Source organism: Microvirga terrae (assembly GCF_013307435.2).
Lineage (GTDB): Bacteria > Pseudomonadota > Alphaproteobacteria > Rhizobiales > Beijerinckiaceae > Microvirga > Microvirga terrae.
Window position 1 is genome coordinate 4,541,530 of record NZ_CP102845.1, and the last position, 26,508, is coordinate 4,568,037.

A 26,508-nucleotide genomic window follows, 5' to 3' on the forward strand; every position below is an offset into this window, starting at 1 on the left:
GCCATGACACGACTGATTGCTGTTCTTACGTTGACCTTCCTGACGACAGGTGCCCTGGCGCAGGTCGGCCCCTCGACCACGGGCCGGCCGTGCTCGGCCGACCGCGCACTGGTCAATGACCGTGGTGCGGTCGTCTTGAGCACGGGCCAATACACATATGGCCGCTTCGTGCGGGATGCCCGATACTGCCAGGTCGATCAATACCCGCAGCCCGCCTGGGTGCCGAGTGACGACACGGCCCAGTGCTTTGTCGGCTACCGCTGCGCGGACGGGCCGAACGACGACTTCTGAGCACACGGTCGCGGAAGCGATCGCCAACGGCGGGGCTCTGCCGGAACGCCCCGCCCAATCGATCGGAGGAGAGCCGCCATGACAAGCCGCTGCGTGATCCGTTCCTTCCTGCTGTCCGCTGCCGCCAGTGTGCTGCCCCTGTCCGTCGGACCAGCCTTGGCCTACGGCCCGTCCCCCACATACTCGGCCGACGTCCCCGCCTGGATCACCACGCCGGACAGCGTCGAGACGCGGATCGGCCCCCTCCGGTTCCGCAACGGCGTCCCTGACGAGGACACCGTCAGGCGCGTCTATGATCAGCTTGATTTCTCCCGCGGGGTCGAGGCGTTCCTGACCGGCATGCCGGCAACCTCCGTGCGCGCCCTCTGCAACGGCATCGAGCAAGCCGGGGTCAAGCGGAACCAGGCGTTCGGCATCACCGAAGACCTCATGGATGCCCGCTCCCTCTTCCTGACCCCCAACACGACCACCGTCTACGGCTTCACCTGTCTCGACCTCCGGAATGGCCCGATGGTGCTCCAGGTGCCGACGGGCGTCTTGGGGACGGTTGACGATGCCTATTTCCGCTGGGTGAAGGACATCGGAGTGACCGGGCCTGACGGCGGCCGGGGTGGAGAGTATCTCTACGTTCCGCCCGGCTACACCGGCGATCTGCCATCGGACGGCTATTTCATTGCCAGGCCGCGCACCAACACCCTGCTCGTGTTCTTCCGGGCGTTCGTGAAGGGCGGCGACATCGCGGCGGCGGTTCAACACGTCGAAGCCGGCGCCAACGTGTTTCCGCTCTATGCGACGTCGGAAAGCGGGGAGCCCGCGAAAGCGCAGTTCATCAACACCTCCGGGGTGAAGTTCAACACGATCAGTGCCAACACATTCCGCTTCTACGAGGAGTTGAACGAGGTCGTGCAGACCGAGCCCGCCGATTTTCTCGATCCCGATCAGGTCGGGCTCTTCGCTGCGATCGGCATCAGGAAAGGACATCGCTTCGCGCCCGATGCCCGGATGAAGGGCATCCTGACCGATGCAGTCGCTGTCGGCAACGCCACGGGGCGATCGTTCCTGTTCGCCTCGCGCGACCAGCAGGCGAAGTTCTATCCGGATCGCCAGTGGGTCACGGCCTTCGTCGGGGGCAGCTATCTGTTCCAGGAGGGGGCCGAGCGTCTGCTCGATGCGAAGTCGATGTTCTTCTACTACGCCACCGGCATCACTCCGGCGATGGCCATGGCGCGGGTTGGGTCGGGCTCCGCCTATGCGGCCACGTTCCGCGACGCGACGGGACGCTATTTCGACGGGGTCAAGACCTACAAGGTCCGGCTGCCGGGGCCGATCCCGGCCAAGGAGTTCTGGTCCTTCGTCGTCTATGACAATCAGACCCGCTCGCTGTTGGAGACTGATCAGAAGCTCGCCGGCGTGGACAGCACGCAGCCCGGTCTCAAGACCGATCCGGACGGCTCCGCGACGGTCTGGTTCGCTCCCAAGGCCCCGGCCGGGCAGGAGAGGAATTGGGTCCAGACCATGCCAGGCAAGGGCTGGAATGTGCTGTTGCGGCTATATGGTCCGCTGGAGCCCTGGTTCGACAAGAGCTGGAAGCCCGGAGATATCGAGCTGGTCGAGTAGCCGAAGCCAACGGATAGGTCACGGCCTTGGGGCGGGCGGCGCATCAGAACCAAGGCTAATCCGAGAAGGGATCGGCCACAGAGACGTGTGGCCGAAGCTTCAGTTCCTGCACAGCCATCGGATCGCTCCGACCCTGAAAGTCAGCACCGGGTCAGAATGTAGCGTTCAACGGACAAAGCGAAGGTCCGCTCACCATGCCATTGCAGAAGCGCAATTCAGAAGGGAAGGGGCTCACTTGCGGTCTCCTAACGATCTCAAGATCCTGCGATCTCAGGATCCTGTCGCGCAAGGACGGCCTATCTCGAAGTGATGTCGTTCTGATCCAAAGACGATGTCGCCGGGGCGAAATTGGCTAGGCATTTCAGTGGGATCGAGTCTCAGAGAGTCTGTCGCCCTCCAAAGGTGGAGCGGGCGATGGGAATCGAACCCACGACATTCAGCTTGGGAAGCTCAGGCAAGCCATTGATCTAGTTGAGCTGCGTTCCTCGTCCAAACGGACGAAAGGAACGTCTCGTGACGGAGAAGAGACTAATACAAAGAGAAACCGCCGCCCCGGCTGGATCCCGGAGCGGCGGAGTAATGCTTCATCGATTGAGGGCTGTGAAGAGCCGCTACTCGCAACAATGCCCCAGGGTTGCGCCTCTTACAAGCGTCAGGTTCATCCGAGTTGCTCGTGCCGACCATCAGTGGCAACTCCGAGGAACCCCCCTCCCCTTTCCAGCTATCGACACTTCTTGGGCTGGAGGTGCTCTATGACACTTCTGAGGACGTATGCCCGGTTACTCAACGGTGCTGTCGTTGGGCAACAAATCGTCTTTCCCGCCCCAGGGCATTCCAAGCGGGACCGGTCAGCATCACTCAAGTTCAGCCCTCAGGCCCCAGGCGGTTTCATCGTCCACTCCTTTGCGGGTGATAATCCGCTTCCGATCCGGGACCATGTCCGTGAGTGCCTCGGGCGGGCCATCCTTCAAGGAACGCTATTCATAGCGCCTGTTAGCACTCCCGCTGCAGCCAAAGACCTTCGTAGCCGAGCTCTCGCTGTTTGGAGGGAGAGCCAGGATCCGCGGGGTACAAGAGTTGAGGCCTATTTCCAGAATCGGAAGATTGAGCTCATTGAGCAGGCGTCGGGCGAGACGGTTCGCTACCATCCCGCTTGCCCCTTTGCTGGCGAGTACGTGCCAGCGATGGTGTGTCTGATCCGTGACATTGTGACAAACGAGCCGAAGGCGATCCATCGCACGGCTCTCACCCCTCAGGGCGACAAGGCACAAGTCAGAGGTCAGAGTCGCCTTAGTCTGGGACCAGTGGCAGGTGGTGCCATCAAGTTCACACCCGACGAGGAGGTAACAACCTGTCTCGGCATTGGTGAGGGGCTCGAAAGTGCTCTCAGCCTCCGCCACACACCAGAGTTCAGTTCCTCCCCTGTGTGGTCACTGATCTCAGCAGGCGGGATTGAGCACTTCCCGGTTCTTGCGGGTATCGAGTGTCTCTGGATTGCCGTCGACCACGACGAGACCGGGTTGAGGGTGGCTCGTTCAACCGGGCGGCGCTGGCAAGCGTCCGGAGCCGAGGTGTTCCTGGCAACCCCTTCGACCGCTGGTGCCGATTTGAACGATGTTCTGATGGCGGGAGGGATCTGATGGTGAACTCTCCATACATCATTGAACACCTTCACCCTAATGCGGGCTCATCATATCAAAACCTTATCCCTGGGGAACTGAGCTTTGAGACGATCACCTTGGGCGAACTTGTCCGACTGAACCTCCCAAAACGGCAGCAGGTCATCGCTCCCATCATACCTGTACAAGGATTAGCCATGCTCTATGCAGCGCGCGGAATCGGCAAAACCCACGTGGCCTTGGGGCTGAGCTATGCAGTGAGCTGTGGCAGCACGTTTCTCCGATGGCAGGCACACAAGCCGCGCCGAGTCCTGTATCTTGATGGAGAGATGCCCGCGCAGGCTCTTCAGGAGCGTGCTCGGCAGATTATCGCCGCAAGTCCGCACCAGCCTCCTGCAGAGGACTACTTCCGGCTTCTGTCGATGGACAGGCAGTCTTTGGGGTTGTCTCTCAATCTGGCAAAGCCAGAGCACCAAGCTGCTTTGGAGCCCCACCTGATCGGCGTCGAACTTGTCGTGATCGACAACATCTCGACCCTGGTCAGTGGCGGCCGTGAAAACGATGCGGACTCCTGGGACGCCATGCAGGCTTGGCTCCTGCAACTGAGACGCAAGGGGATCAGCGTTCTGCTCATCCATCATGCTGGCCGAGGCGATAATGCTCGTGGCACCTCCAAGCGCGAGGATGTTCTGGATACGGTCATCCAGCTCAAGCGTCCGGAAGACTACGATCCCGAGGAGGGCGCCCGCTTCGAAGTTCACCTCACCAAAGCTCGGGGTGTCTTTGGCGAAGACGCCCTGCCGTTCGAAGCCAAACTCGAGGTGATTGATGGTCAGGCTCATTGGACCTGCAAGACGTTACAAGATCATGAGCTCGTCCAGGTGGAAGAGCTCTCCCAGGCGGGAATGTCCGTGAGGGACATCGCTGCACAAACCGGTCTCAGCAGATCGAGGGTAAACCGCATGCAGAAGAAACTGCGAGAAGAAGGACGACTTCGGCATTAGCAGAACTATCGTGTCCCGCTGTCCCACTCTCTTGCATGTGGGACAGCGGGACAGAGGCTTGAATGCGAAGGACTGGGACACGTGGGACAGCCGGGACAAAACGAACGAAAGAGGAACATTCAAAGCTCGTCCTAGATTTGGATGGATCCTGCCTCCTAATCAAACGAACCTAGTCAGCGTCCAAGTGACAGCCTCAGAAATCAAAAGGAAATCAAATGGCACAGCGTGGTGGGAAGCGTTCCGGGGCTGGACGCCCTCAAGGCCGGAGGAACAAAGCAACGGTTGCCCATAAGCTGACCCTTGAAGAACTAGCCCGATCGCACACTGAAGCAGCACTTAATGTGCTGGTTGAGATCGCCCGGCAAGGGCAGAGTGAGGCAGCACGCGTCTCTGCGGCCAACGCAATCCTTGATCGCGGCTACGGAAGGCCGCGCCAACTCGAACCAGAACCGCAGCCGGAAAAAATCACCCCCGAGCAGAGGCAGCAGTACAATCGAGACTCAATCGCGGCTGTGCACGCATTGCTTGAATCATGTCTTCCCCCAGTCCCGGGCTAATCAAATCCTCATGCCGGTAGCATGGGAGCATGACAAACTGCGGGGGCTTAGAAGGACAAAACGACCGAGTTGCGTGGAGGTATCGGCACACTGGTAGAAGCCAAGCCTCTATGTCTCGCTTCTAGTCCAAAGCTGACCTAAGGATTTGGTCCGAGAAGTGCCAGAACCTGACCTTCCAATCTGAGGGCAACATTTTCGCGCAAGTGCACCGAACATCGGATCACAAAACTAACAATATAACAATCGTATTATGTTATGCACTAAAGCTTGTACGGAAGTCTATGGCCAATAGACCTTATGCAGTTTTGACTGGGCGACAAGCTTACCGGAAGGTAGGTGAACTCATCAGGTGACGGCCATGCGGTTTCTCTTTGAGGACTATACGCTCGACTTGGAGCGACGGGAGTTGAAGCGAGGTCAGCAGGCGATACCAATGACGCCTCAAGCCTTCGATCTGCTCGTCGTTCTGATACAAAACCGCAATCTGGTCATCAGCAGGGACCGCCTGCTGGAAAGCGTCTGGGGCGGCCGCATCGTATCGGAATCGACGATCAACAGCCACATCAATGCCGTGCGCCACGCCTTGGGCGATAACGGTCAGGAACAGCGTCTCATAAGGACTGTATCGCGCAAGGGCGTCCATTTCGTCGGTCTGGTCTCGGAACTGGATGCACGTCCGATGCCCACCATCTTCAATGGGTCGGGGAACCCGCTGGCGGGCATCCCCCCGGTTCCCGCAAGGCCATCGATCGCTGTTCTCCCGTTTACCAACCTAAGCGAGAATCCCCTTCAAGGATATTTTGCGGACGGTATCACGGAAGACATCATCGAGGCGTTGACGCGGGTTCGCAGGCTGTTCGTGGCGGCGCGCAGTTCGAGCTTCAGCTATCGGGGCCGAGCGATCAACGTGCAGCAGATCGGGCGCGAACTCGGCGTCCGCTATGTGCTCGATGGAAGCCTGCGTCGCGCAGCGGATCGATTGAGGGTCAGCGTGCACCTGATCGACGCAGTGACCGGAAGGAACATCTGGGCTGACCGCTTCGACAGTGTCGTGGACGACATCATCGACGTCCAGAACTACATCGCCACCAGCGTCGTTGGGGCGATGATGCCCAAGTTGGAGCAGGCCGAAATCAACAGAGCCATGCATGCGCCGACGGAAAGCATGGATGCCTACGAACACTATCTCCGGGGCATGGCCTGTTTCAACCGGGGCGGTCGCAGGGGCTTGCGCCAGGCGCTGACCTTTTTCTACATGGCGATAGAGCTCGATCCCGAGTTCGGGATGGCCTATTGCACCGCAGCCTGGTGTTACGTCCTGCTCAAGCAATCCTTCTGGATGGATGACATTGCACTTGAGAGCGCGGAGGGAGCCCGTCTGGCGCGCCTTGCCGTCGAGGTCGAAAACGAGGATGGACGGGCCCTGACGTGGGGCACCTATGCCCTGGGGCATTTCGGCGAGGATCTCGACGTCTGCTCGACTCATATGAACAGGGCGCTGAACATCAGTCCGCACCTCTCCAAACCCTGGTACTTGAGCGGGGGACAGAAACTGTCGGCCGGTCGGCACGAGGAGGCGTTGGAGCGCATCTCGCAGGCACAACTCATTGATCCAGGCAAGACGGAAGTGCGCGAAATTGCGATCCTGTCCTCCCTGGCCCACATGCTCCAGGGCCGTGTCGAGGAGGCCGGATCATGGGCACAAAAGGCCTTCGCGGTTGCGCCTGACCTGCCACGGGCGATCGGCCTGCTGGCGGCGAGCCATGCGCTTTGCGGGAGAGGCCAGGAGGCTGCTCGGGCGATGGCACTCCTGAGGCAGCATGGCCCTGAGCTGCGCCTTTCCGGTGTCAGGAACTGGGTCCATCTCCGTCGCCAGGAAGACCTCGATGTCTTCGAGGACGGCCTCCGTCGAGCGGGCTTGCCCGAATAGCGAACACACCTCTTCCGATCCATCAATGGGATGGGACGACCTGAATGGCAGCTCCTTGAACGGAATTCCAAGGGGCTGACAAGGAAAATCCACGATCCCTGCAAGGATTTCAGCCAGGGCCCATGCCAGGGTTGCTGCATCCACTGCGTTGCGTCTGCGCACACCCGTCGGAGCGGTCAGGTGGGGCCGCACTGGCCAGAAGGCATCGAGGAGATCCCAATGCCACACCAATCCCATCAAGACATTTCCGCCATCGGCCGGCGTGACCTTCTGGCCGCCGGCATGGGAGCTGCCGCCATCGCGGGCTTTCCCCTGGCGGCCACGGCCCAACAGGCCATGACGAGCCATCCCGCCACCCCATCGAGGGCCGATTCCATGAGCTATGTGACCACGAAGGATGGTGTCCAGATCTTCTACAAGGACTGGGGACCGCGTAACGGACAGCCCATCGTTTTCCACCATGGCTGGCCCCTGAGTTCTGACGATTGGGATGCACAGTTGCTCTTCTTCGTGTCCCACGGCTACCGCGTGGTGGCCCATGATCGAAGGGGGCACGGACGGTCGAGCCAGGTCAGCGACGGTCACGACATGGATCATTATGCGGCCGATGCGGCCGCCGTCTTTGAGCACCTCGACCTGCGCAATGCAGTCCATGTCGGCCATTCCACGGGCGGCGGCGAGGCGACACGTTATGTGGCGGCCCACGGCAAGGGGCGCGTTGCCAAGCTCGTGCTGATCGGCGCCGTTCCACCGCTCATGGTGAAGACCGACAGGAATCCGGGAGGGCTGCCGATTTCCGTCTTCGACGACTTCCGGAAGAACCTCGCGGCCGATCGAGCGCAGTACTACCTCGAGATTCCGTCCGGACCCTTCTACGGCTTCAATCGCGAGGGCGCGACGACCATCCCTGGTGTTGTCCAGAACTGGTGGCGCCAGGGCATGATGGGAGGCGCCAAGGCGCAGTACGACAGCATCAAGGCGTTCTCCGAGACGGACTTCACCGAGGATCTGAAGGTCATCGAGGTCCCGACCCTGGTCATGCACGGCGAGGACGATCAGATCGTTCCAGTCGACGACAGTGCGAGACTGTCGATCAAGCTCCTCAAGAAGGGTACCTTGAAGACTTACCCGAACTTCCCCCATGGCATGGCGACGACGCACGCCGACGTGGTGAACCGGGACCTCCTCTCGTTCATCAAAGGCTGAAGCCAACTATAGCGCTGCGGCGAGACCAAAGCCGCAGCCACCACACCATCACGAGGAAAACCCATGAAGATGCTCACAGGCGCAGTCGCGCTCTGCATGCTGTCGGCTGCCTCCGCCGCCATTGCCCAAACCAGGAAGCCTGGTGAGGCTAGCCGGATTGCAGGGTCCGTGAATGCCAAGGTCACTCTGGTTTACGAACACGCCCTGCCGGGGCTTCCCGGCAAGAGCCTGAAGGGCGTGCTGGTCGAGTACGGTCCGGGCGGTCAATCGCCGGCCCATACCCATGCGAAATCGGCCCTCATCTATGCAACGGTCATAGAGGGTGCGGTGAGCAGCAAGATCAACGGCGGGCCGGTCAGGATCTACCGCGTCGGGGAGAATTGGACTGAACTGCCCGGCGACCACCATGGCGTGAGTGCGAACGCGAGCAGGACTGAGCCGGCGAAGATCCTCGCCGTCTTCGTCGTCGACGACGGCGACACCGAGCTCACAATACCAGACAGGAATTGAAGGGCCTTCGATCCGACTGACGGTTACCCCCACTGGAAACGAACACTCAGTCTGTCGTGGACGATGTCCACTTTCTGAGTTCGAGGAGCAACGGATATGACGCAGCGTCTGAATTATGCCCACCAATCGCCCGAGCTCTTCAAGAAGCTGGCGGAATTCTCCGGTGCCGTGAAGTCCGGCGCGATCGACAAGCGGATCCTTTCCCTCGTCGAGATCCGAACCTCGCAGATCAACGGCTGCGCCTTCTGCCTCGACATGCACATCAAGGAAGCGCGAATCCATGGCGAGCGGGAACTGCGCATTCACCATCTGTCCATCTGGCACGAGTCGTCGCTCTTCGACGCGCGGGAGCGAGCAGCGCTTGCCTGGGCGGAGGCGGTCACCCGCCTGCCCGCGCAGGGTGTGCCGGACGACCTTTACACAGAGGTCCGTGGTCAGTTCTCCGAGAAGGAGATCTCGGATCTGACGTTCGCCGTCATGGCGATCAACGCCTGGAATCGGGCCAGCATCGCCTTCCGTGCCGAGCCGGGCTCGGCCGACAAGCTGTACGGCCTAGACAAGGCCGATCTGCACTAGGAAACCGTGAGCAAGAGAAGCACGAAACACAGCCAGAAGTGAGTCAAGAGGACTAGCAATCACTGACGTCGACAGGAGGGAACCATGTCGCCAACGACACTTGAAGTGCGTGATGCGTACCGGGCAGGGTCTTCCGAGGTCCACCGAAGTCAGGATTCGAGCCTCACACCGATCCCGCCCGGCGTGGTGCATGACCTCGGCAACCTGATCCAGATCGCAACGTCGGCGGTGAGTGTCGTAGCAAGCCGGCTGGGCGATGCTTCCGATCCATCGACCGTACGGGCGGTTGCCGGTGCGACGACATCCCTCGAGCAGGCTGGTGCCCTCATCCGGCAGACCATGAGCATGGCCCGCGCTGCGGGCAAGGCATTGGATCTCGTCGATGTGGCCCTGTTCCTGAATGAGTTCGAGGTTCTGATCCAGCCATCCTGGAGACCTAACATTAGGCTCGATCTCCTGATCGGCTCCGATCTTCCGGCGGTTTTGTGTGATCGGATTGGCCTGCAAAATGCCGTCTTGAACCTAATCTTCAACGCTCGCGATGCCATGCCCGACGGCGGGACAATCTCGATCTCGGCGGTCGCGGAGGATTACGCCTTGGGGGCTGCCGTCATCATCCGTGTCACGGACACGGGCCTAGGGATGAGCGAGCAGACAATGGCGCGAGCATTCGACCCTTGCTTCTCCACGAAGGATGGCGGGCTTGGCGGCTTCGGCCTCTCGATGGTCAGGAGTTTCGCCCTCGAGGTCGACGGGAGCGTCGACATCCAGAGCAGCCTCAGCACAGGCACGACCGTGACCCTGCGACTGCCATGCAACGGACGGCAGGAATCCCCTGCGGCCGGACCTATCCTGGCGGCGACCGATTGAAACGCCTGAGCGACACCCCGCGGCCCGCCGAGGGAAAGATGCCCACCGAACGCCTTGGGGAGGAGACAATGAAAATCGCCGTGATCGGAGGAACGGGACTGATCGGTTCGAAGGTCGTTGGCCAACTGCAACGCCTTGGACATCAGGTGAGCGCGCTGTCCAGGGGGCACGGGGTCAACGTATTGACAGGCGTTGGCCTCTCATCGGCCCTGACAGGCGCCGAGATCGTGATCAACACCATAGACGCTCGATTCCCCAATCCATCCGAGATGTCCGCGTTCTTCGTAACAGCCGAAATAAACATCTCGCGGGTCAACCGAGCTGTTGGGGTGACGCACTACATTGCCTTGTCTGTGCTCGGGGCGGATCGTCTGGCGCTGAACGCCTATTATCTGGCAAAGCTGATGCAGGAGGATGCAATCAGGACCTCGGGTGAGAACTATACGATCCTACGTTCGGCTCCGTTCTTCGAATCTCTTTACGCCATCATCGGAGATGGGGCTCGAAGCGATCGCTTACGTCTCCCTCCCGTCCACATGCAGGCGATTGCCGCGGATGATGTGGCCGATGCTCTTGTCTGTGCGGCGCTTGGCCCGCCATTCGGCGAGATCATCGAAGTCGTGGGGCCGGAGAGTTTGCGGCTCACGGACTTGGCTGCGCAGATCATGGCGGCGGATGAAGATCCCAGAGGCATCGTCCCGGACGGAGCTGCGGAATACCTAGGCACGCGGCTCGGAAACGAGGAGCTTGTCTCAAGCAAGCCCTGGCGGATCGGTGGAACGCGATTTGAGGACTGGCTGCGCAGCTCCGTTGCCGCCGCCTGACTCAGGCACAGGCATGAGTGACCCATCATGGCAATGCCGATCACAGCCCGGAACAAGTTGGTCTCCATCCTCACGGCCACAGTAGTCTTCACGACGCTGGCGACCCTCGCCGTCGTGGCGGTCGGAGAGCATTTTCATGGCGGGATGACCAATGGCTTGATCGTGGGAGCCGGGGTGGGATGCCTGGAGGAATTCTACGTCCAAGGCAAACGGGGACGCTGGATGCGATCGATCCACCCTCTGAAGTATCTGGCGATCTATGCGCTGATGGTGTGGGCGATCTATCTCGTCGGCGTCCACTTGACCATGCTGATCTACGGTAGCGGGGACGAACTCCAGGCCTTCTACGGGCGCCTGCCCATCGCCCTCCCGGTCTTCCTTGGCTTTGCGGTCGCCAGCATCCTGATCATCCGCGTGATCCATTTCATCGGCATGGCTGACCTGCTCCACCTCATGCTCGGCACGTATCATCGACCTGTCCTGACCCGAAAGGTCATCCTGTTCCTCGACATCAACGGATCGACCGCCATCGCCGAGCATCTCGGGGCGCTTAAGGCACGCGACCTCATCGCGAAGTTCTTCTTCGACATCTCCAAGCCGCTGACCGACCATGGAGGAGACGTCTATCTCTACAAGGGAGATGGGTTGATAGCGACCTGGGACTGGGACAAGGCGGTCAGGCGCGAGGCCGTGCTCAGGGCCGTCGACGCCATGGATGTGGCGATCCGAAGCCAGCATGATGCATTTCAGGCCCGCTTCGGACTGATGCCGTCATACCGTATCGGGATCCATGGCGGAGAAGTGGTCATCAGCGAGCAGGGCGATACCAAGAGGTCCATCGGCATCTACGGGGATCCGATCAATATCGCGGCCCGTCTCGAGGAGGTAGCCAGGATCCATGGAGTCGCCTGCGTTGCGTCCGGAGATCTGGCGGATGCCTTGGAGTGCGGTACCACAACCCGCATGGCCTATCTCGGGACCGAATCCGTCAGGGGCATCTCCCATCCCATTCGGATTTTCACCTACCGCCCGGCATGACCTGCGCTGTCGAGCGGTTGTTTGCGCATCCGCATCCCATCAAACCGCAACTGGCTGACGGGCGCGCCGGGCGATGATCGACAGTCCGATCTTCACACACACGAGGATCGGCACTGCGGCAATGAACATCAGCGCCAGCGTCGCAAAGGCGGTGTCGAAGGCAATGATGGACGCCTGCTGTCCTAGTGCCCGATTGAGGAGTGCACGCGCGGCATTGGCGGCCGGGGCCGCATCAAGCCCGCGGGCCATGAGGGCGGCACTTGTCGCGGCCAAACGTTCGCTGACCCCGGTCACACCCGAGGTCACGTATGTGCCGAGAACGCTGGAACTCAGTGCCACCCGGTGGTCAATCAGCGTCTGGAGACCGGCGACGCCCATCAGGCCTCCTAGCTGGCGTCCGATGTTGAAGAATGCAATCCCCGATGCGACCTCGGCTCCCCGCAACTGACCGAATGCCATCAGGGTCAGCGCCAGGAACATCAGCCCAAGCCCGAATCCCCGGATCTGCAACGGCAGGGTCATGTCCCCGCTGCCGCTCTGGAGATTTGATTGCGCGAGCAGCCACATCGCCGACATGACCATCAGGATCCCGATCGGGACCAGGACCAGTCCCGGCAGCTTCGCCTTTTGGACCAGGATCGCCGCAACGATGAGGGCGGCAAGGAATGGAAGAGACCCCGGCAGGAGCAAGGACCCTGCCGACAGGGGAGTGTATCCCAGAACGCCCGTCAGGAAGGCGGGGAGCACGAATGCGCTGCCGAACAGGGCGGCACCGGCAACGAAGCTGATCACAAAGGCAAAAGCGAAGGTTTCCGTCGCAAATGCAGAGGTTTGGAGCAGGGCTTGGGAGCCGCTCCGTTGCTGTCGGACCAGGAACGCTGCGCATGCAAGCACGGCGGCTGTCAGGCCAAGGACGATGCGCTCCGAGGCCAGCCAATCCCAGCGGCTCCCTTGGCTGAGCACGAACGTCAACGGGAGAACGGCCATGCTGAGCAGCGCGAACCCAATCAGATCGAACGGGCGCGTTGGACGCACACGCTGGACGGCGACGCCGGAGAGGATGATCAATCCTGCGGCCAGGGCACCGATCGCAACGACAGTTATAAACACCCATTCCCATGACCATACATCGATGATCCAGCCCTGGAACGCCGGAGCGATGGTGCCCGGAGCGACCACGGCGCCCGCAGCAAAAACGGCTTGGAGAAGCGGTTGATGCGCACGCGGGAACACCCAGAACACGATGCTCTGGCCCGCTACCAGCAGTGCGCCGCCGGCAAGACCCTGGACCGATCTGAGGATGGCCTGGGTTTCCAGATTGATGATCAGCCCAGCAAGGCCGCTGGCCGTGGCGAGGATCAGGCTCGCGGCCACGACAACGTCGGTCGGTCGCACGCGGGAGACGAGCCAGGGCGCTGCGGCGAATCCCATGATCCTGGCCGTGGTATGGACGATGTCGAGCCAGGCGAACTCATCGGGCGTTGTCGCCAGGTCGCCGGACATGTCGGCACGTCCAAGCGCCGGAAGTGTTCCCGAGACTGCATCGGCGAACGCGGTAAGGATGATGCCGGTCATCAGGAGCACCCCAGCCATGGCGCGCGGGGCGCACGCCGGTTCATCGCGCGAACTGCTCATTGGCTTGAACCCTGATCGATGGTCACGCGTGCGGAGAGGCCCGGCAGGACCCGATCCAGCATCGGATGGGACTCGAACCGGATCCTGACCGGCACACGCTGGACCACGCGGACGAAGTTACCGGTCGCATTGTCGGGCGGGAGGAGCGAGAAGGTCGCGCCGCTGCCCGGAGCAATGCTCTCGACCCTTCCGTTCAAGGGAACATCCGGCAGGCCATCGACCTTGATCCGAGCGGCCATGCCCGGCGCGACATGGGGCAACTGGGTCTCCTTGAAGTTTGCGACCACCCAGACATCCTGGGTCGGCACGATATCGAGGAGGCTCACTCCCGGTGCGACGAGACGGCCTTGGCGTATCTGGCGATTGCCGATGCGGCCGGCGACGGGAGCGCGCACGATCGTGTTGTCGAGATCGATCCGGGCAAGGTCACGAGAAGCCTCGGCCTGCCTCAACGCGGCCTGCGCTCCCTGGAGTTGAGCCTCAAGCAACGCCAATCTGCGACGCTGCGCCTCCGTGGCGGCCTCCGCACCGGCCAATCCGGCCTTCGCCCGTGAAAGAGCGCTTTCGCTCTCATCGACCTGCGCCGTGCTGACGGCGTTGGTGCGAACGAGACTGAGCCGCCTGGCGCTGATTTTCTCGGCCAGCTCCAGTTCGGCCGTTGCCGTCAGGTATTGCGCCTCGGCCTGAAGGATCATGCTTTGCTGGAGGTCGATCTCGGCCTGCGCGCCTGTCAGGCGCGCCCTGGCAGCAGCCACGTTGGCTTCAGCCTGAGCCACCTTGGCACGGTAATCCTCGTCGTCGATTCGGAACAGGATGTCGCCGGCCGCCACGCTCTGGTTGTCCGAGACAGCGACTTCCCTGACGTAGCCGCCGACCCTCGGCGCGATTGAGGTGATGTCGGTCCGGACATAGGCATTGTCGGTGCTGACCGCGCCGCCTCCGATCAGGAAGATGGCCCCTCCGGCGACGATGCCACCCAGGCATAGAGCGACACCGACAAGCTTCTTCTTTGGCGACAGGGTCATGACCCGCTCCGGTAATGATTAGTACCGGATTGACATATGTGGTAACGATCATTACCAGTCAAGAGGTAACTGGAGGATGTGAGATCGGATGAGCGATCTGAACCAACCTGAGGTGTCTCGGGCGCCGCGACAGGATGAGATCCTCGCGGCCGCGGCTGCGTTGTTCTTCGAGCGCGGCTATGCCGCCACGAGCATCGACGCGATCATCAAGCGGGCCGGAGGGTCGAAGCGGAACATCTACAGCGCCTTCGGGAACAAGGAGGGACTGTTCATCGCCCTGATGCTCGAAACCGCGAAGGACGTGCTGTCGAGCCTTGAGGTGGATCGCGCGCAGCCACGGGACCTGCGCGAGGCCTTGCTGGCCTATGGATTGCATGTGCTGGACATCTACACAGGTCCGGCCCTGGTCGGCATCTATCGGACCGTCATTGCCGAGAGCGGCCGCTTCCCGGATCTTGCCCGCCGTTTCTTCGAGGAGGGTCCGGCCCGGGCAACCGCCGGCTTGGCTCAAGTTTTGGATGCCGCCAGGGACAGCGGGGAACTCCCTGAAAACATCGTGCATACCAAGATCCTAGCCGAACAATTCGTCGCGATGATGCGCAACAACGTGCATCTTGAGGTCGTGCTCGGTCTTCGCCCACCGCCATCGGCTGCGGAGATCCGGCACTATGTCGAGGCGTGCGTGGATACGTTCCTCATAGGCATCGGTGCGAACAGGCGCCTTTGATTGGTTCGGTCGCTACGATCGCCGGATCCGGCCCATCACTGCGACCTTCAGCCTAGTGAATGTCTATCTTCCAAGGGAATGAATGATGAGCCCCGTCAAGACACCGTTTGGATTTCACTCGACTGCCGACCAGATCCTTGCTGGCGTCGATCTAACCGGGAAACGTGCCATCGTGACCGGAGCGTCCTCCGGCATTGGAATCGAAACCGCACGGACTCTCGCCCATGCCGGAGCCGAAGTAACGCTGGCCGTACGCAACCTGGAAGCCGGAGAGGCAACGGCCACCGCGATCCGTTCCTCGACGGGCAATTCCGGCGTTCGTGTCCGGTCCCTTGACCTGTCCGATCAAGGCAGCGTTCGCACTTTCACAGCCGACTGGGACGGCCCCTTGCATATTCTGGTCAACAATGCAGGCATCATGGCCCTTCCCACACTCGAGCGCACCCACGAGGGCTGGGAGATGCAGTTCGCCACCAATTACCTTGGGCATTTTGCGCTGACCGTGGGTCTCCATCGGGCGCTTGCGGACGCGAGTGGAGCCCGTATCGTCTCGGTCAGCTCAAGCGGGAACCTGATCGCTCCGGTGATCTTTGACGATCCCCACTTCAACTTCCTGCCCTACGATCCGCTGGTGGCTTATGGGCAGTCCAAGACCGCCTGCGCCCTCCTGGCTGTGGAGGTGACGCGGCGTTGGGCGGATGACGGCATCGTCGCCAATGCCCTGAACCCTGGCGCGATCGCCACCAATCTCCAGAGGCACACAGGTGGCCTGAAGACGCCGCCCGAGCGCCAGAAGACACCGCGGCAGGGCGCTGCCACGTCCGTCCTGCTGGCCGCCTCGCCTTTACTGGAGGGAATCGGTGGACGATATTTCGAGGACTGCAACGAGGCTCCAAGCGTGATGAAGCGCCCGGACGATTGGAAGGGCGTCGCGCATTATGCGCTCGATACCGGAAATGCTGAGCGTCTTTGGGAAGCATTCCGTCCTTTGATCGCCTGATCCAAACTACGGTTCGACTTCCATGATGCTCATTGAGCATCATGACATGGCGTAGCGGTTGTCCTGACGGCCGCTGTCCGATCTTGCGACTACCGTTTCAAGCCGGAGCATCTTCGTCCGTTTGTCCCATGCGCAACCTGGAGCGATAGCTTCTGGGGGACATCCCTGAGCTGCGCTTGAAGGCATTGCTGAAAGCGCTCTCTGATGTGTAACCAACCGACAGTGCAACCGAGGCGATCGGCGCGTCGCCATGACGAAGTGCACGTTCAGCCAGTCGCATGCGCCAAGCCAGCAGGTAGGCGACCGGAGACACGCCAGACACCTCCTTGAAGCGGGCAGCAAAGGTCGTTCGGGACATTGCACTCGCGCGGGATAGTTCCTCCAGCGACCAGGAGCGACTGGGGTTGGCGTGGATCAGACGCAGGGCTGGGGCGATCTGATCATCAGCCAGGGCCCGAAGCCAACTGGCGTCCGATGAATGGGCGCTGGTGGCGAGATAAGCCCGCAGAACCTGCACGAACATCAGTTGAGCGAGGTGAGAGGACGCGAGCGCTCCTCCGGGGCGATGAGCGCCCAGTTCCCCTACCAACTGCTCCAACAGCCAGCGTAGGACTCCCGCCTCAGACCTCGCGGATCTGACATGGATCAGGGGTGGCAGCACATTCATCAGCAGGTCTGCACGCACGGCATCGAGCGCAATGTGCCCGCCGAACAAGGACACCTCGTCCCCGACGCCAATCCTTGCCACGTTATCCGGAGCGTCCCGAAACAACTCTCTCGCATCGACGGGGTCGACATCCACATCGCTGGTCAGTGTGAAGGATCGTTGACCATTGACGACAATCACATCTCCAGCCTCCAGACGGATGGGATCGGCCGCCCCTTCCATCATGAGCCAACACTCGCCCCACAGGAGAGCGCTGAATTTGATCTTCTCGGGAGGCGGAAAGAGCACGCCCCAGGTGCCACCGGCAACGAGACGGCCGGACAAGAGGCTTCGCGCCTCGACCATAGCCAGCATATCGGACAAGGGATCATTCATTTCCGGACGATCGCGCAGAACTGGCGCACGATCAAGCATTCAAAATCCGTCCATGGTGGAGCATGCTCTTGGCGAAGGAGAAGCCCATGACTTTCCAGACTCCCTTGAACTCCGGGTTCGGCCCGTCGACGACCGCGATTGAGGTCGTCGCAGGTCGTGACCTTTCCGGCAAGGTCGCTATCGTGACTGGCGGTTATGCTGGGATCGGCCTGGAGACCGTACGCGCCCTCGTCTCGGCTGGGGCAAGTGTCATCGTGCCAGCACGCGATCCGGACCGGGCCCGTCAAGCACTGACAGACATGCCTGGCACATCGTTGGAGGTGCTTGACCTGATGGAACCGGGGTCCATCGATGCCTTTGCCGACCGTTTCCTGGCGTCAGGCAAGGCGCTTCATATCCTCGTCAACAATGCCGGCATCATGGCCAATCCTCTCGCCCGCGATGGCCGAGGGTACGAGTCCCAACTCTCCACCAATCATCTTGGACATTTCCAACTGACTGTGCGCTTAGCACCTGCCCTGCGGCGAGCCGAGGGAGCACGCGTCGTCGCCGTCTCTTCCCGAGGGCATTGGATCTCTGGGATCGATCTGGACGATCCGAACTTCGATCGGCGCGCCTACGATCCCTGGATTGCCTACGGACAGTCGAAAACCGCCAATATCCTCTTCGCATTGATGCTGGATCGGCTCGGCGAGTCCGACGGCATTCGGGCCTTCTCCCTCCATCCCGGGGCGATCCTCACAAATCTGTCGAGGCATATGACACGCGAGCAGATTCAAGCCCAAGGTGCCCTCGACGAGGATGGCAGCCCTATCATCGATCCTGCCCGCGGTATTAAGAACGCGCAACAAGGCGCGGCAACCAGCGTGTGGTGCGCCACGAGTTCGCAGCTTCAGGGACTGGGCGGGGTCTACTGCGAGGACTGTGACGTCGCGATTGTAGCCTCGGACAATCTTGAGGAACCCCGGGGAGTGCGGCCGTGGGCGATCGATCCTGACATGGCTAGCCAATTGTGGGCATTGAGCGAGCACCTGACCGGGCATGTCTGGAGAAGCAATTCTGTTCGCGTCTAATGGTCGGCTACGAGTAGAATGTGGACTGTCGGCTTTCGGGTCCAGCGGCCACGCAGCAGACACTGGTCCCGTCTGTGTAGCCGGTGTGCGGTGTGGACTGAAGGGTTAGGCCAGTGTCTCGCAGCCCGACGCTCACAGCCATGGGTTGGATCGTGAATGGCGGAAGCGGAACGGCGCCGGGGCCGTTCCGTGACGATGCAAAGAAGCGGATCAGGCCTTGGCCTTGACCGGGAGCCGAAAGGGCGCGCCCAGCCGGTTGAACGCGTTCATGGCCGCAATCGTGATCGTGAGGTCCACGAGATCCTTGGGCGCGAAAGCCGCGCTTGCGGCCGCATAGGCCTCGTCGGAGGCATGCGTCTCGCTGACGAGCGTGACTTCCTCCGCCCACGCGAGCGCGGCGCGGTACTTGTCGGGAAACAGGTGGGGCACCTCGGCCCAGACCGGAACGAGGGCGACCTTCTCGATCGGCATCGTTTCCAGGAGGTCCCGGGTGTGCAGGTCGATGCAGTGCGCGCAGCCGTTGATCTGCGAAACACGCAGGAAGACGAGGTGGATCAGTTCGTGGGGCAGGTCGGTGCCCGTGGTGATGTAGTGGTGGACGCCGAAAAGGGCCTTCGCACCCTGCGGCGCCACCTCGTTCCAGACCAGCCGTTTGTTCTCGCTCATGACACGTCTCTATGTTCGGAACGCCGGAGATCGACGTTCGAAGCCATGACGGGCCAAGCGGCCAGGGTGTGACATGCCACTCGGCATTTCCGCTCGAAGCGACCGATGTCACATCCGGGCCCGTCCGATCGTCTTATCCTCGGGTTCGGGATGCGCGAGCGACGGGAGAGCGGCTATGGTCGGCGAGGAAACGGGGCGGATGGAGGCGATGGACGATCGGCAGACCACCGAATTCGAGGCGGAGCGCAGGCGCCTGACACGCCTGGCCTACCGGATGACGGGCTCGCTCACCGAGGCGGAGGACGTCGTGCAGGACGCATGGCTGCGGTGGGTTGGGGTGGAGGGCGGCATCGATTCGCCTCCCGCCTATCTCACCCGCATCGTCACACACCTGTGCCTCGACCGACGCCGCTCCGCGCGGGCGCGGCGGGAAACCTACGTCGGACCCTGGCTGCCAGATCCTCTCGTGGGTTCCGTGGAGCCGGACGAGACGATGGCCGACGACGTCACGGTCACGTTGATGCTGGCCCTCGAGCGTCTGTCGCCTCTGGAGCGGGCTGCTTTCCTTCTCCATGACGTCTTCGACGTGCCGCTGACCGAAGTGGCCATCACCCTCGGCCGCGAGCCGGCCGCGGTTCGTCAGCTCGCGGCGCGCGCCCGCAAGCACGTGCAGGCCGCACGTCCCCGCTTCAACGTCGAACCCGCGGATGCGGACCGGATCACCCGTGCCTTCTTCGCCGCGGCGCGCGACGGGGACGTGGCGGCGTTATCAGTGCTGCTGGCAAGGAATGTCGAGATCCATACCGATGGCGGCGGCAAGGTCCTTGCCTTCCGCAATGTCGTCCGGGGCATCGAGCGGGCCCTGCGCCTTTTTGCCCGGCAGCGGCGCAAGGATGCCGTGCCGCCGACGCTGCTTCGTGTCGTCACCATCGACGGCCTACCAGGCTACGTCAGCCTCGATGGAGGCGGCCTGCTTCAGACAACCGCACTCGACATCCGCGAGGACGGGATAGCCGCGATCTACATCGTCAAGAACCCGGACAAGCTGTCTCACTTGGTGGCAGAAGTGGACTTTCCGAAACGCATCTCGCCGATACTACCAGCCTGATGAGCCGTCTGAGTGACTGCGGTAACGCGGATAACCGTTCGATAGGTTGCACACGTGGCTCGTTCACGGTCGAACGCCCACTTCGGGTCACGGACTGCCCTTCAGCCTGTCCGTGTGAGAGTCCGCTTTGACCTAGAAAGCCGTCCTCCGCTGCAGAGCTACCGTTCCATTGGACCCTGCCTCTGTGGAACGTTCCATAAGCCTGCCCCGGTCGTTCCAATAAACTCAGATTTGATTTATGGAACGAGGCGGTTTAAACTTCTTAGAAGTCATTGGAACGAATGGACCGTACGTCAAATGCTAATCGGATATGCCCGCACCTCGACCCTCGAACAGGAAGCAGGATTTGAGGCTCAGTTACGCGACCTCCGTGTGCTCGGATGCGAGAAACTTTTTCAGGAACAAACCTCATCTGTTGGCCCCCGCAAGACTCTTGAGGCTGCAATTGAATTCGCTCGCGAGGGCGATACACTGGTCGTAACGAAGCTCGACCGCCTTGCTCGGTCTGTGACCCATCTTGGCGCCCTCATCGATCAACTCACCGCCAAGGGTGTCGCTCTGCGCATTCTCAATCTTGGTGTGGATACTGGAACCCCCACTGGCAAGCTCATCCTAACTGTCATGGGTGGCATTGCTCAGTTCGAGCGTGAAATGATGTTGGAGCGACAACGCGAAGGCATTTCCAAGGCCAAGAGCGAAGGCAAATACAAGGGTCGCAAGCCTACAGCTCGCGCCAAGACCAATGAAATCAAAGCCCTTCATGCCCAGGGGCTAAGCATGGGCGAGATCGCTAAGCGTCTTGAGATCGGGAAGGGTTCGGTGCATCGCGCACTTAACCAATAAGGCTTGGACTGTGCTGCCACTTCGCGCCTGTGAGCCTCTGCCGAGGCAGTCTTGAGAATATCACCCATTCGACTTTATGAAGGCGCATCGGGGCCGGATTGCCCGCGCCGAACGAGGAGTGGAATGTGTCCGGTAGTGCTTCTGGCCCCCAGAGAAAATCACGATCATCTCTCCAAGATGATTATGCGATTGTGCTGAGTATCCATCCTCGATGGGTCGAACTTATCCTATCCGGCAAGAAGACTATTGAACTCAGGCGCAGAGGCATCAATCCACGTCATATCGGGGCGGAGGTCATCATATACGAAACGAGCCCGACCTCTGCATTCGTCGCGACCTGCCGAATTACGGAAATCCTTCAAGCCCCCCTAAAGGAGCTTTGGACGTTAGCCGGCAAGGCTTCGGCGGTTCCCGAAGATTTGTTTCACCGTTACTTTGCGGATCTCCAATCAGGTTTTGGCCTGCGGCTCGAAGCTGCAAGGCGCCTTCCTGAACCAGTTTTATTAGAAGCAATGCGGAAGAGGGCAAAATGGCACCCCCCGGTGTCCTGGTGCACCATTTCCAGAGATGATCTAAAAAGACTAATGGCGGGCTCTGATTGATGATTATGATTGTTGGCATATCTGCTTCAGGCAAGACTTACACGATACAGCGCCTGCAGGAGCAGTTTCCAAACACACATCATATTAGAGCAAGCAGCATACTAAGAGCGGCATCCCGACCATTACGTCCCATCACAGAAAAGGACGTATTTGAGAACCAGAGGGTGTTGATAGAGAACCTGCCCCGCCCGCTTAGCCTAACAGGGACAGTTTTATTCGATGGCCATGCGATGATCGAAACTACCTCAGGCCCGATGCTGCTACCTGATTGGGTGTTCGATAGCCTGACCCCCTCAAGCATCGTCTGCATTGTGGACAGCCCAGCTATCATTTCAGAACGGCGACACGCCCGTGGATGGTCAACCACCGCGTCCGAAGTTGAAGCGCTCCAGGAACTGGAGGAAGCCCATGCGCGGACGCAAGCGAAGCGGATGGAAATTCCTTATCTGAAGGCACTTGCAGGCGATGTAGCCGCAGTAAGCCAGCTGCTCCAGTGAAGGATTGCAACTCAATCTAGCGGGAGGGAGCCGTTGAATACGTACTCATCGCATCCTGGGCGGTAATACGAACGAGCAATCTGCGTCTGCTTAAAGTTACTGGTTGCAAGCAGCCCACGGAACTCGTGAAGGCGACTATGAGGGATACTGATCATTGGCCGATCAGTGCCGAGCCATTTCATCGCCCTCTTAAAAATCCTGTGGGAAACTCCGGTCCGCCTGAATTTTTGGTCAACCCAGACGGTGCATAGCTTCCGCTCAAGACCATCGCGCTTAGCGATGATCACGCCTGCCAAAGTGCCTGCCTGCTCTTCGCAAAAGAGCCCTCTCCGACCGTCGGATAGGTCGGGAGCTACTTTGCCCCAATACCACTGTTCGAAATCTGGATAGAGCGCCTCAAGCTCGGCCAAGTGCGCGTACACGCGCCCCAACTGCAGCGTCTCAGCTACTGGGGCCTGCCGCGATCCGACCGCCTCTGAAAGGTACATCATCTTCTCCAGCCCAGCTTCCCAGCGTACGCGCCCCTACTCAACGCCGCAAGAGCGAGACGGGTCCGAGCATCTCCGCTATCGCGGTTTCTCAGGTCATACCCCGGAAGTCAACTTCCGAAGACGGCTCTGCACAGCCTTTGATTTGAGTACAAAGAACGCTGCTCCGAGCAAGATGGCCCCAGCCAGAAGTGTACTCGGCACCTCATTGTCTTCGGCACTGAATAGCCCAAACAATCCTTGGAACCCTGCAACCATACTATCTTGAAGTACTCCACCAAGAGCACCGAACACCAGAAGAAGCACAAGGTAAATAGGAAGGTTTGGTTGAGGCACTCGGAAATTAGCTAGCGCAACGAAATCCTCGATCCCTTTTCCGTCCTTGCCATCAGCTTTCCAATGGTAAATGACCATGCGGTTCCCTGCATTAGCAGGTAAATCGTTAATATAATGCTGCCAGAGGTCCGCCTCTAAACGTCGAACTTTCCGGAAATCGGTGTGGGAAGCAACAAGCTCATAACGCAAGTCTCGAACTAGAAAGTAATGTATCGCGGAAAGACGCGGGCTGCCTGCATTGGATAGGCTGACAATAGCTTTTGGATAGCTACGACGTTCATTCAAGCGAAATTCTGTTATTTCTATCAACCCAAATGAGCTTAATAGCGGCGCGTCCTCAGGTGCGAAATATGAGCTGAACAGCTCCCCTTTCTTCTTTTCTAAACGAAATCGGAGCCGGATATAGTGGTCTCCTGGCATCCCACGAATTCTTTGGCAGAACTCCCTGCTTAGAACTACGACCGCGCCCCTTCTCTCGCTGTCAATATTTATGGCTTTTAAGGTAAAATCCGCGATGGGTTCGACACGATGCAGCGTATGGAAGGGACCATTTCTCGTGGTTGTTATTATATGACTTCCGTCATTGCGCATTATTTCGACGACATCATTGAATACTGCGTTCAATGTTTCGCCCTCAGACATCTTTGGGAACAAGTCCTCAATGTCCGAAAGTTCAAGCTCAATTGGGAGGAAGAACGAAAATTCTTTCAGGTCCTGAACATCTTTGAACAAAATACCAACGTCAAAGAAGTTCACCTCAATATTGAGGTCGCGCCATAGATTGAAATGCAGTTCAACCTCAGGGGGACGCCCTTTGACATCTCCGATGTGGAGCGGCTCGTACCAAACTGCGAGACTGCCTTTCATGGCTCCCCTACTGCTGCCTATTTATGATTGTCGCAGGCCGTGAATTAGCAGAACTGGCAGTCTGCGGGAACAGCGTGGAAGCAGTCCGAACCAGACGCGGGCAGGCCTCCGCCACTCCCGTCGAACTTCAGAACCTGGATGTATGGCAATCACGCTTGGTTTGTCGTTACCTAACCTAAGCTAAAGTCGCTGCACACTGTAATCGCTTGCCACCGATTTTTGGTACACACCTGTGGTACAGAACTCATCCATGGCGAAAATTAAGTTGTTGTAAATGCTAGATATTTTATATTCCGGTTCTCCTCCCCTCAACGAACTTTTTCGGGAAATACCTGTCAGCCGAGATTTCAAGCGTGCAATCGCTCGTCACACAATGAGAGCGCCACTTGATACGAAGCCTGCAAGCACACTGACTCTGGTCGCAAGAACGTGCTTCAGCGAATAACCATCAACTGCCCAAATCCTTCTGGCATATGAGTTAGCCTCCCAGAATAGGATCTGGTTTTGAGCCATACGACTGAGCGCCTATCACAAGTAAGGCATCTCTCGGGAATATTGCCGGTCGGAGCAGTAACGCCTGGATGGCTCCCTAAATCTCATAAGCACGTTTATGACAACATATAATTCGATCGAAGCAGTTATGACAACAGATTATTCCATCAATACGTTTATGACTCCTAATTATGTATATCGGACAATTGATATCTATGCTTACTTTCATCGACAATAATTGCAGCATTCCAGAGCTTTATTCTTGATATTTTTTTTAGAAGACACTTTTTATCTTCCATCAAAGCCCATTTTCGGCAACAAGTATCACTGCGCTGATTCAGGGCCTCGCTTAAGACGCAGTGGCTCATCAAATTCCGCCGCAGCCACGGCGGGGACGCGGAACCAGAGACCTTCATCGGCCCCGGTTTCGCAAAATTGCGAACCCTAAATGCGTCCAGGGCGTGGCTGGCTGGGCGCCGATGAAGATGGGCGAATAGAGAATGGCCCGTGCGGACAAACACCAGCTTGGCTCTAAGCCACGCAAAATGTACTTAGTGGCGTCAGACAAGAGAATTAAGGCGGGCGGGCTCTTCCCTTCTGAAGCGGAAATTGCACGGCGCCTGAGCCAAGAACCGGCCGAATGGGCTGCAAAGGCCAAAGTTCTTGAGCGTGATGGCCTACCCCCAATCGATCCCATGATGGGCGGGCGACATTGGCCTTCTGTTATGGCCTATTTCAATCGTCGCTACGGCTTGTCTAGCATTGAGCCCCTCCAACCAGACGGAGAGGAGAACCTCAATGCAATTTGAACTAAAAGCGCCAGGGCTCAAGAGGCGGCTGAATAAGGACGGGACAATCCGTCTCTATTGGGTGGCGAGAGCCGATCTCGCGAAAGCCGGGTACGAGCCGGAGACCATTCCCCTTCGCTACGATATCAACAACGAAGAGCAACATCCGCTGATCACGGCTGCATGTCTGCGGTATCAAGCGGAGATGCTGGAATGGTCCTCCGGTCGGAAGCGGGAGCTAAACCGCTTTGACGGAACCCTTCTGTCTCTCTCCCGGAAGTACCAGACCGATCCGGCGAGTCCCTTTCAGCGCTGTAAATGGAACACGCGCGAGAAGGACACCTATACGCTCGCCATCATCGAGAAGGCGTTCGGCAAACGGGCACTCGCGGCTCTCAAGATCGGCGACTTCTATCGCTGGTACGATGAGGCGAGAAAGCCAAAGACTCCGGGCGGTCCCGAACGGGTCCGGAAGGCTCACGGCATCATTGCGATGCTTCGGCGCCTCGTCGCCTATGGCGTCATGGCTGAATTGACCGGATGCGCTCGCCTGAAGGCGATCCTCGACGAGGCAAGATTCCAGCAGCCGAGCCGGCGGCGGGTCCGGCTAGAGATCCACCATCTCCAATCCTTCATCCCGAAGGCTATCGAGATGGGACGGCTATCTCTCGCCCTCGGGACGGCTATCCAGTTCGAAACGACGATGCGTCAGCGCGACGTGATCGGCGAGTGGTCGCCACTCGATCCAGGCGAGGCGGAGACCGGGATCGTCATGAACCGGCGTCGGTGGGTTAACGGCCTGACTTGGGCGGATATCTCAGATCGCCTTGAGATCCGGAAGGAGACGACGAAGACGGGTGCGATCGTCGCGCACGATCTGAATTATTGCCCTCTCGTCCTTCAGCTTCTGGATAAAGTGCCGCCGGAGCGCCGCGTCGGACCTCTAATCATCGACGAGAAAGCCGGTCGGCCCTACGCTGAGGACGCCTACGGTAGGGAATGGCGGATCGTCGCACGCGCGGCCGGGGTTCCGGATCACGTCTGGAATATGGACGCTCGCGCCGGTGGCGTCTCCGAAGCCGATGAGGCCGGAGCGGATACGGATAGCATTCGTGCTCAGACAGGGCACACTCAGTCTTCTACGACGGAACGCTACAAACGTGGCGGGAACATCGAGAAGTCGCGAAAGGTATCGGAACTTCGAATCGCATACCGGAACGCGAAGAACGGGGCCTGAACAGCCCATAGGGAACGTGATGAGGAACGTGGGGAACGCG

The 26,508-nt window shown here is 59.7% G+C and carries 26 protein-coding genes; 20 read left to right on the forward strand and 6 right to left on the reverse strand.

Annotated elements, in window-relative coordinates:
- Positions 1-3 precede the first annotated feature (3 nt).
- The 11 genes from HPT29_RS21350 (at position 4) to HPT29_RS21395 (ending at position 12,042) form a co-directional block, all read left to right on the forward strand.
- Complete coding sequence (locus tag HPT29_RS21350) at positions 4-291, forward strand: hypothetical protein (protein ID WP_173947522.1); 288 nt, start codon at positions 4-6, stop codon at positions 289-291.
- Positions 292-369: 78 nt separating this feature from the next.
- The gene (locus HPT29_RS21355; RefSeq protein ID WP_173947523.1) at positions 370-1,908 is read left to right on the forward strand and encodes a DUF1254 domain-containing protein; all 1,539 of its coding nucleotides are present in this window, start codon (positions 370-372) and stop codon (positions 1,906-1,908) included.
- Between the two features lie 752 nt (positions 1,909-2,660).
- Positions 2,661-3,548, forward strand: coding sequence for a DUF7146 domain-containing protein (locus HPT29_RS28915; protein ID WP_173947524.1), 888 nt, complete (start codon positions 2,661-2,663; stop codon positions 3,546-3,548).
- Positions 3,548-4,531 (forward strand): AAA family ATPase, encoded by a 984-nt coding sequence (locus HPT29_RS21360; protein WP_173947525.1) that lies wholly within the window; start codon positions 3,548-3,550, stop codon positions 4,529-4,531. The genes HPT29_RS28915 and HPT29_RS21360 overlap by 1 nt, the downstream gene beginning before the upstream one ends.
- 915 nt (positions 4,532-5,446) lie before the next feature.
- On the forward strand, positions 5,447-7,018 hold the full coding sequence (locus tag HPT29_RS21365) for a winged helix-turn-helix domain-containing tetratricopeptide repeat protein (RefSeq protein WP_173947576.1): 1,572 nt from the start codon (positions 5,447-5,449) through the stop codon (positions 7,016-7,018).
- A 375-nt stretch (positions 7,019-7,393) separates the two neighbouring features.
- Positions 7,394-8,224, forward strand: a complete 831-nt coding sequence (locus HPT29_RS21370; RefSeq protein WP_210272112.1) for an alpha/beta fold hydrolase — start codon at positions 7,394-7,396, stop codon at positions 8,222-8,224.
- A 63-nt stretch (positions 8,225-8,287) separates the two neighbouring features.
- Positions 8,288-8,734: a cupin domain-containing protein gene (locus HPT29_RS21375; protein WP_173947527.1), complete on the forward strand. Its 447-nt coding sequence runs from the start codon at positions 8,288-8,290 to the stop codon at positions 8,732-8,734.
- A 96-nt stretch (positions 8,735-8,830) separates the two neighbouring features.
- Positions 8,831-9,310, forward strand: coding sequence for a carboxymuconolactone decarboxylase family protein (locus HPT29_RS21380; RefSeq protein ID WP_173947528.1), 480 nt, complete (start codon positions 8,831-8,833; stop codon positions 9,308-9,310).
- Positions 9,311-9,394: 84 nt separating this feature from the next.
- Positions 9,395-10,180, forward strand: a complete 786-nt coding sequence (locus tag HPT29_RS21385) for a sensor histidine kinase (protein ID WP_173947529.1) — start codon at positions 9,395-9,397, stop codon at positions 10,178-10,180.
- A 68-nt stretch (positions 10,181-10,248) separates the two neighbouring features.
- On the forward strand, positions 10,249-11,004 hold the full coding sequence (locus tag HPT29_RS21390) for an SDR family oxidoreductase (RefSeq protein ID WP_173947530.1): 756 nt from the start codon (positions 10,249-10,251) through the stop codon (positions 11,002-11,004).
- 27 nt (positions 11,005-11,031) lie between these two features.
- Positions 11,032-12,042 (forward strand): adenylate/guanylate cyclase domain-containing protein, encoded by a 1,011-nt coding sequence (locus HPT29_RS21395; RefSeq protein ID WP_173947531.1) that lies wholly within the window; start codon positions 11,032-11,034, stop codon positions 12,040-12,042.
- A gap of 39 nt (positions 12,043-12,081) precedes the next feature.
- On the opposite strand, the gene HPT29_RS21400 is transcribed toward HPT29_RS21395, so the two are convergent.
- Together HPT29_RS21400 and HPT29_RS21405 are read right to left on the reverse strand one after the other, a co-directional pair.
- The gene (locus HPT29_RS21400) at positions 12,082-13,677 is read right to left on the reverse strand and encodes an MFS transporter (RefSeq protein ID WP_173947532.1); all 1,596 of its coding nucleotides are present in this window, start codon (positions 13,675-13,677) and stop codon (positions 12,082-12,084) included.
- The gene (locus HPT29_RS21405; RefSeq protein ID WP_173947533.1) at positions 13,674-14,702 is read right to left on the reverse strand and encodes an HlyD family secretion protein; all 1,029 of its coding nucleotides are present in this window, start codon (positions 14,700-14,702) and stop codon (positions 13,674-13,676) included. Before HPT29_RS21405 ends, HPT29_RS21400 begins: the two co-directional genes overlap by 4 nt.
- 88 nt (positions 14,703-14,790) lie before the next feature.
- On the opposite strand from HPT29_RS21405, the gene HPT29_RS21410 reads away from it, so the two are divergent.
- Together HPT29_RS21410 and HPT29_RS21415 are read left to right on the forward strand one after the other, a co-directional pair.
- Entirely contained in the window at positions 14,791-15,429 is a 639-nt protein-coding gene (locus HPT29_RS21410) for a TetR/AcrR family transcriptional regulator (protein ID WP_173947534.1), read from the forward strand.
- Positions 15,430-15,514: 85 nt separating this feature from the next.
- Positions 15,515-16,429 carry an SDR family NAD(P)-dependent oxidoreductase gene (locus tag HPT29_RS21415; RefSeq protein ID WP_173947535.1) on the forward strand — a complete coding sequence of 305 codons (915 nt, stop codon included), beginning with the start codon at positions 15,515-15,517 and terminating at the stop codon, positions 16,427-16,429.
- A 97-nt stretch (positions 16,430-16,526) separates the two neighbouring features.
- Here the strand turns inward: HPT29_RS21415 and HPT29_RS21420 are convergent, their stop codons facing one another.
- Positions 16,527-17,510 carry an AraC family transcriptional regulator gene (locus tag HPT29_RS21420; RefSeq protein ID WP_173947536.1) on the reverse strand — a complete coding sequence of 328 codons (984 nt, stop codon included), beginning with the start codon at positions 17,508-17,510 and terminating at the stop codon, positions 16,527-16,529.
- 47 nt (positions 17,511-17,557) lie between these two features.
- Between HPT29_RS21420 and HPT29_RS21425 the strand changes: the two genes are divergently transcribed.
- Complete coding sequence (locus tag HPT29_RS21425; protein WP_173947537.1) at positions 17,558-18,544, forward strand: oxidoreductase; 987 nt, start codon at positions 17,558-17,560, stop codon at positions 18,542-18,544.
- Positions 18,545-18,754: 210 nt separating this feature from the next.
- On the opposite strand, the gene HPT29_RS21430 is transcribed toward HPT29_RS21425, so the two are convergent.
- A complete protein-coding gene (locus tag HPT29_RS21430) occupies positions 18,755-19,210 on the reverse strand; it encodes a carboxymuconolactone decarboxylase family protein (RefSeq protein WP_173947538.1) in 456 nt (151 codons plus the stop codon).
- Positions 19,211-19,385: 175 nt separating this feature from the next.
- Here HPT29_RS21430 and sigJ point away from each other — a divergent pair, with 175 nt between their 5' ends.
- The 4 genes from sigJ to HPT29_RS21445 all read left to right on the forward strand — a co-directional run bounded on the left by sigJ (position 19,386) and on the right by HPT29_RS21445 (position 22,260).
- Entirely contained in the window at positions 19,386-20,318 is a 933-nt protein-coding gene (sigJ, locus tag HPT29_RS21435; protein ID WP_173947539.1) for an RNA polymerase sigma factor SigJ, read from the forward strand.
- A 297-nt stretch (positions 20,319-20,615) separates the two neighbouring features.
- Positions 20,616-21,161, forward strand: coding sequence for a recombinase family protein (locus tag HPT29_RS21440; protein ID WP_173947540.1), 546 nt, complete (start codon positions 20,616-20,618; stop codon positions 21,159-21,161).
- Between the two features lie 191 nt (positions 21,162-21,352).
- Positions 21,353-21,763 carry an ASCH domain-containing protein gene (locus HPT29_RS28920; protein ID WP_432807309.1) on the forward strand — a complete coding sequence of 137 codons (411 nt, stop codon included), beginning with the start codon at positions 21,353-21,355 and terminating at the stop codon, positions 21,761-21,763.
- Positions 21,763-22,260, forward strand: coding sequence for an ATP-binding protein (locus tag HPT29_RS21445; protein WP_173947542.1), 498 nt, complete (start codon positions 21,763-21,765; stop codon positions 22,258-22,260). The genes HPT29_RS28920 and HPT29_RS21445 overlap by 1 nt, the downstream gene beginning before the upstream one ends.
- 11 nt (positions 22,261-22,271) lie before the next feature.
- Here the strand turns inward: HPT29_RS21445 and HPT29_RS28925 are convergent, their stop codons facing one another.
- Positions 22,272-22,751, reverse strand: coding sequence for a GNAT family N-acetyltransferase (locus tag HPT29_RS28925; protein ID WP_432807267.1), 480 nt, complete (start codon positions 22,749-22,751; stop codon positions 22,272-22,274).
- 93 nt (positions 22,752-22,844) lie between these two features.
- A complete protein-coding gene (locus tag HPT29_RS21450) occupies positions 22,845-23,951 on the reverse strand; it encodes a hypothetical protein (RefSeq protein WP_173947543.1) in 1,107 nt (368 codons plus the stop codon).
- A 992-nt stretch (positions 23,952-24,943) separates the two neighbouring features.
- Here HPT29_RS21450 and HPT29_RS21455 point away from each other — a divergent pair.
- Positions 24,944-25,252: a hypothetical protein gene (locus tag HPT29_RS21455; protein ID WP_432807268.1), complete on the forward strand. Its 309-nt coding sequence runs from the start codon at positions 24,944-24,946 to the stop codon at positions 25,250-25,252.
- Positions 25,242-26,468 carry a site-specific integrase gene (locus HPT29_RS21460; RefSeq protein ID WP_173947544.1) on the forward strand — a complete coding sequence of 409 codons (1,227 nt, stop codon included), beginning with the start codon at positions 25,242-25,244 and terminating at the stop codon, positions 26,466-26,468. The genes HPT29_RS21455 and HPT29_RS21460 overlap by 11 nt, the downstream gene beginning before the upstream one ends.
- Positions 26,469-26,508: the final 40 nt, after the last annotated feature.

Bases quoted from the DNA above. Each gene is read 5' to 3' on its own strand.
- HPT29_RS21430 (WP_173947538.1), bottom strand. From the start codon at position 19,210: ATGAGCGAGAACAAACGGCTGGTCTGGAACGAGGTGGCGCCGCAGGGT.
- HPT29_RS21410 (WP_173947534.1), top strand. From the start codon at position 14,791: ATGAGCGATCTGAACCAACCTGAGGTGTCTCGGGCGCCGCGACAGGAT.
- HPT29_RS28925 (WP_432807267.1), bottom strand. From the start codon at position 22,751: ATGATGTACCTTTCAGAGGCGGTCGGATCGCGGCAGGCCCCAGTAGCT.
- HPT29_RS21380 (WP_173947528.1), top strand. From the start codon at position 8,831: ATGACGCAGCGTCTGAATTATGCCCACCAATCGCCCGAGCTCTTCAAG.
- HPT29_RS21385 (WP_173947529.1), top strand. From the start codon at position 9,395: ATGTCGCCAACGACACTTGAAGTGCGTGATGCGTACCGGGCAGGGTCT.
- HPT29_RS21370 (WP_210272112.1), top strand. From the start codon at position 7,394: ATGAGCTATGTGACCACGAAGGATGGTGTCCAGATCTTCTACAAGGAC.
- HPT29_RS21455 (WP_432807268.1), top strand. From the start codon at position 24,944: ATGGCCCGTGCGGACAAACACCAGCTTGGCTCTAAGCCACGCAAAATG.
- HPT29_RS21400 (WP_173947532.1), bottom strand. From the start codon at position 13,677: ATGAGCAGTTCGCGCGATGAACCGGCGTGCGCCCCGCGCGCCATGGCT.
- HPT29_RS28915 (WP_173947524.1), top strand. From the start codon at position 2,661: ATGACACTTCTGAGGACGTATGCCCGGTTACTCAACGGTGCTGTCGTT.
- HPT29_RS21390 (WP_173947530.1), top strand. From the start codon at position 10,249: ATGAAAATCGCCGTGATCGGAGGAACGGGACTGATCGGTTCGAAGGTC.
- HPT29_RS21445 (WP_173947542.1), top strand. From the start codon at position 21,763: ATGATTATGATTGTTGGCATATCTGCTTCAGGCAAGACTTACACGATA.
- HPT29_RS21425 (WP_173947537.1), top strand. From the start codon at position 17,558: ATGACTTTCCAGACTCCCTTGAACTCCGGGTTCGGCCCGTCGACGACC.
- HPT29_RS21450 (WP_173947543.1), bottom strand. From the start codon at position 23,951: ATGAAAGGCAGTCTCGCAGTTTGGTACGAGCCGCTCCACATCGGAGAT.
- HPT29_RS21365 (WP_173947576.1), top strand. From the start codon at position 5,447: ATGCGGTTTCTCTTTGAGGACTATACGCTCGACTTGGAGCGACGGGAG.
- HPT29_RS21415 (WP_173947535.1), top strand. From the start codon at position 15,515: ATGAGCCCCGTCAAGACACCGTTTGGATTTCACTCGACTGCCGACCAG.
- sigJ (WP_173947539.1), top strand. From the start codon at position 19,386: ATGGTCGGCGAGGAAACGGGGCGGATGGAGGCGATGGACGATCGGCAG.
- HPT29_RS21440 (WP_173947540.1), top strand. From the start codon at position 20,616: ATGCTAATCGGATATGCCCGCACCTCGACCCTCGAACAGGAAGCAGGA.
- HPT29_RS21355 (WP_173947523.1), top strand. From the start codon at position 370: ATGACAAGCCGCTGCGTGATCCGTTCCTTCCTGCTGTCCGCTGCCGCC.
- HPT29_RS21350 (WP_173947522.1), top strand. From the start codon at position 4: ATGACACGACTGATTGCTGTTCTTACGTTGACCTTCCTGACGACAGGT.
- HPT29_RS21420 (WP_173947536.1), bottom strand. From the start codon at position 17,510: ATGCTTGATCGTGCGCCAGTTCTGCGCGATCGTCCGGAAATGAATGAT.
- HPT29_RS21375 (WP_173947527.1), top strand. From the start codon at position 8,288: ATGAAGATGCTCACAGGCGCAGTCGCGCTCTGCATGCTGTCGGCTGCC.
- HPT29_RS21395 (WP_173947531.1), top strand. From the start codon at position 11,032: ATGGCAATGCCGATCACAGCCCGGAACAAGTTGGTCTCCATCCTCACG.
- HPT29_RS21360 (WP_173947525.1), top strand. From the start codon at position 3,548: ATGGTGAACTCTCCATACATCATTGAACACCTTCACCCTAATGCGGGC.
- HPT29_RS21405 (WP_173947533.1), bottom strand. From the start codon at position 14,702: ATGACCCTGTCGCCAAAGAAGAAGCTTGTCGGTGTCGCTCTATGCCTG.
- HPT29_RS21460 (WP_173947544.1), top strand. From the start codon at position 25,242: ATGCAATTTGAACTAAAAGCGCCAGGGCTCAAGAGGCGGCTGAATAAG.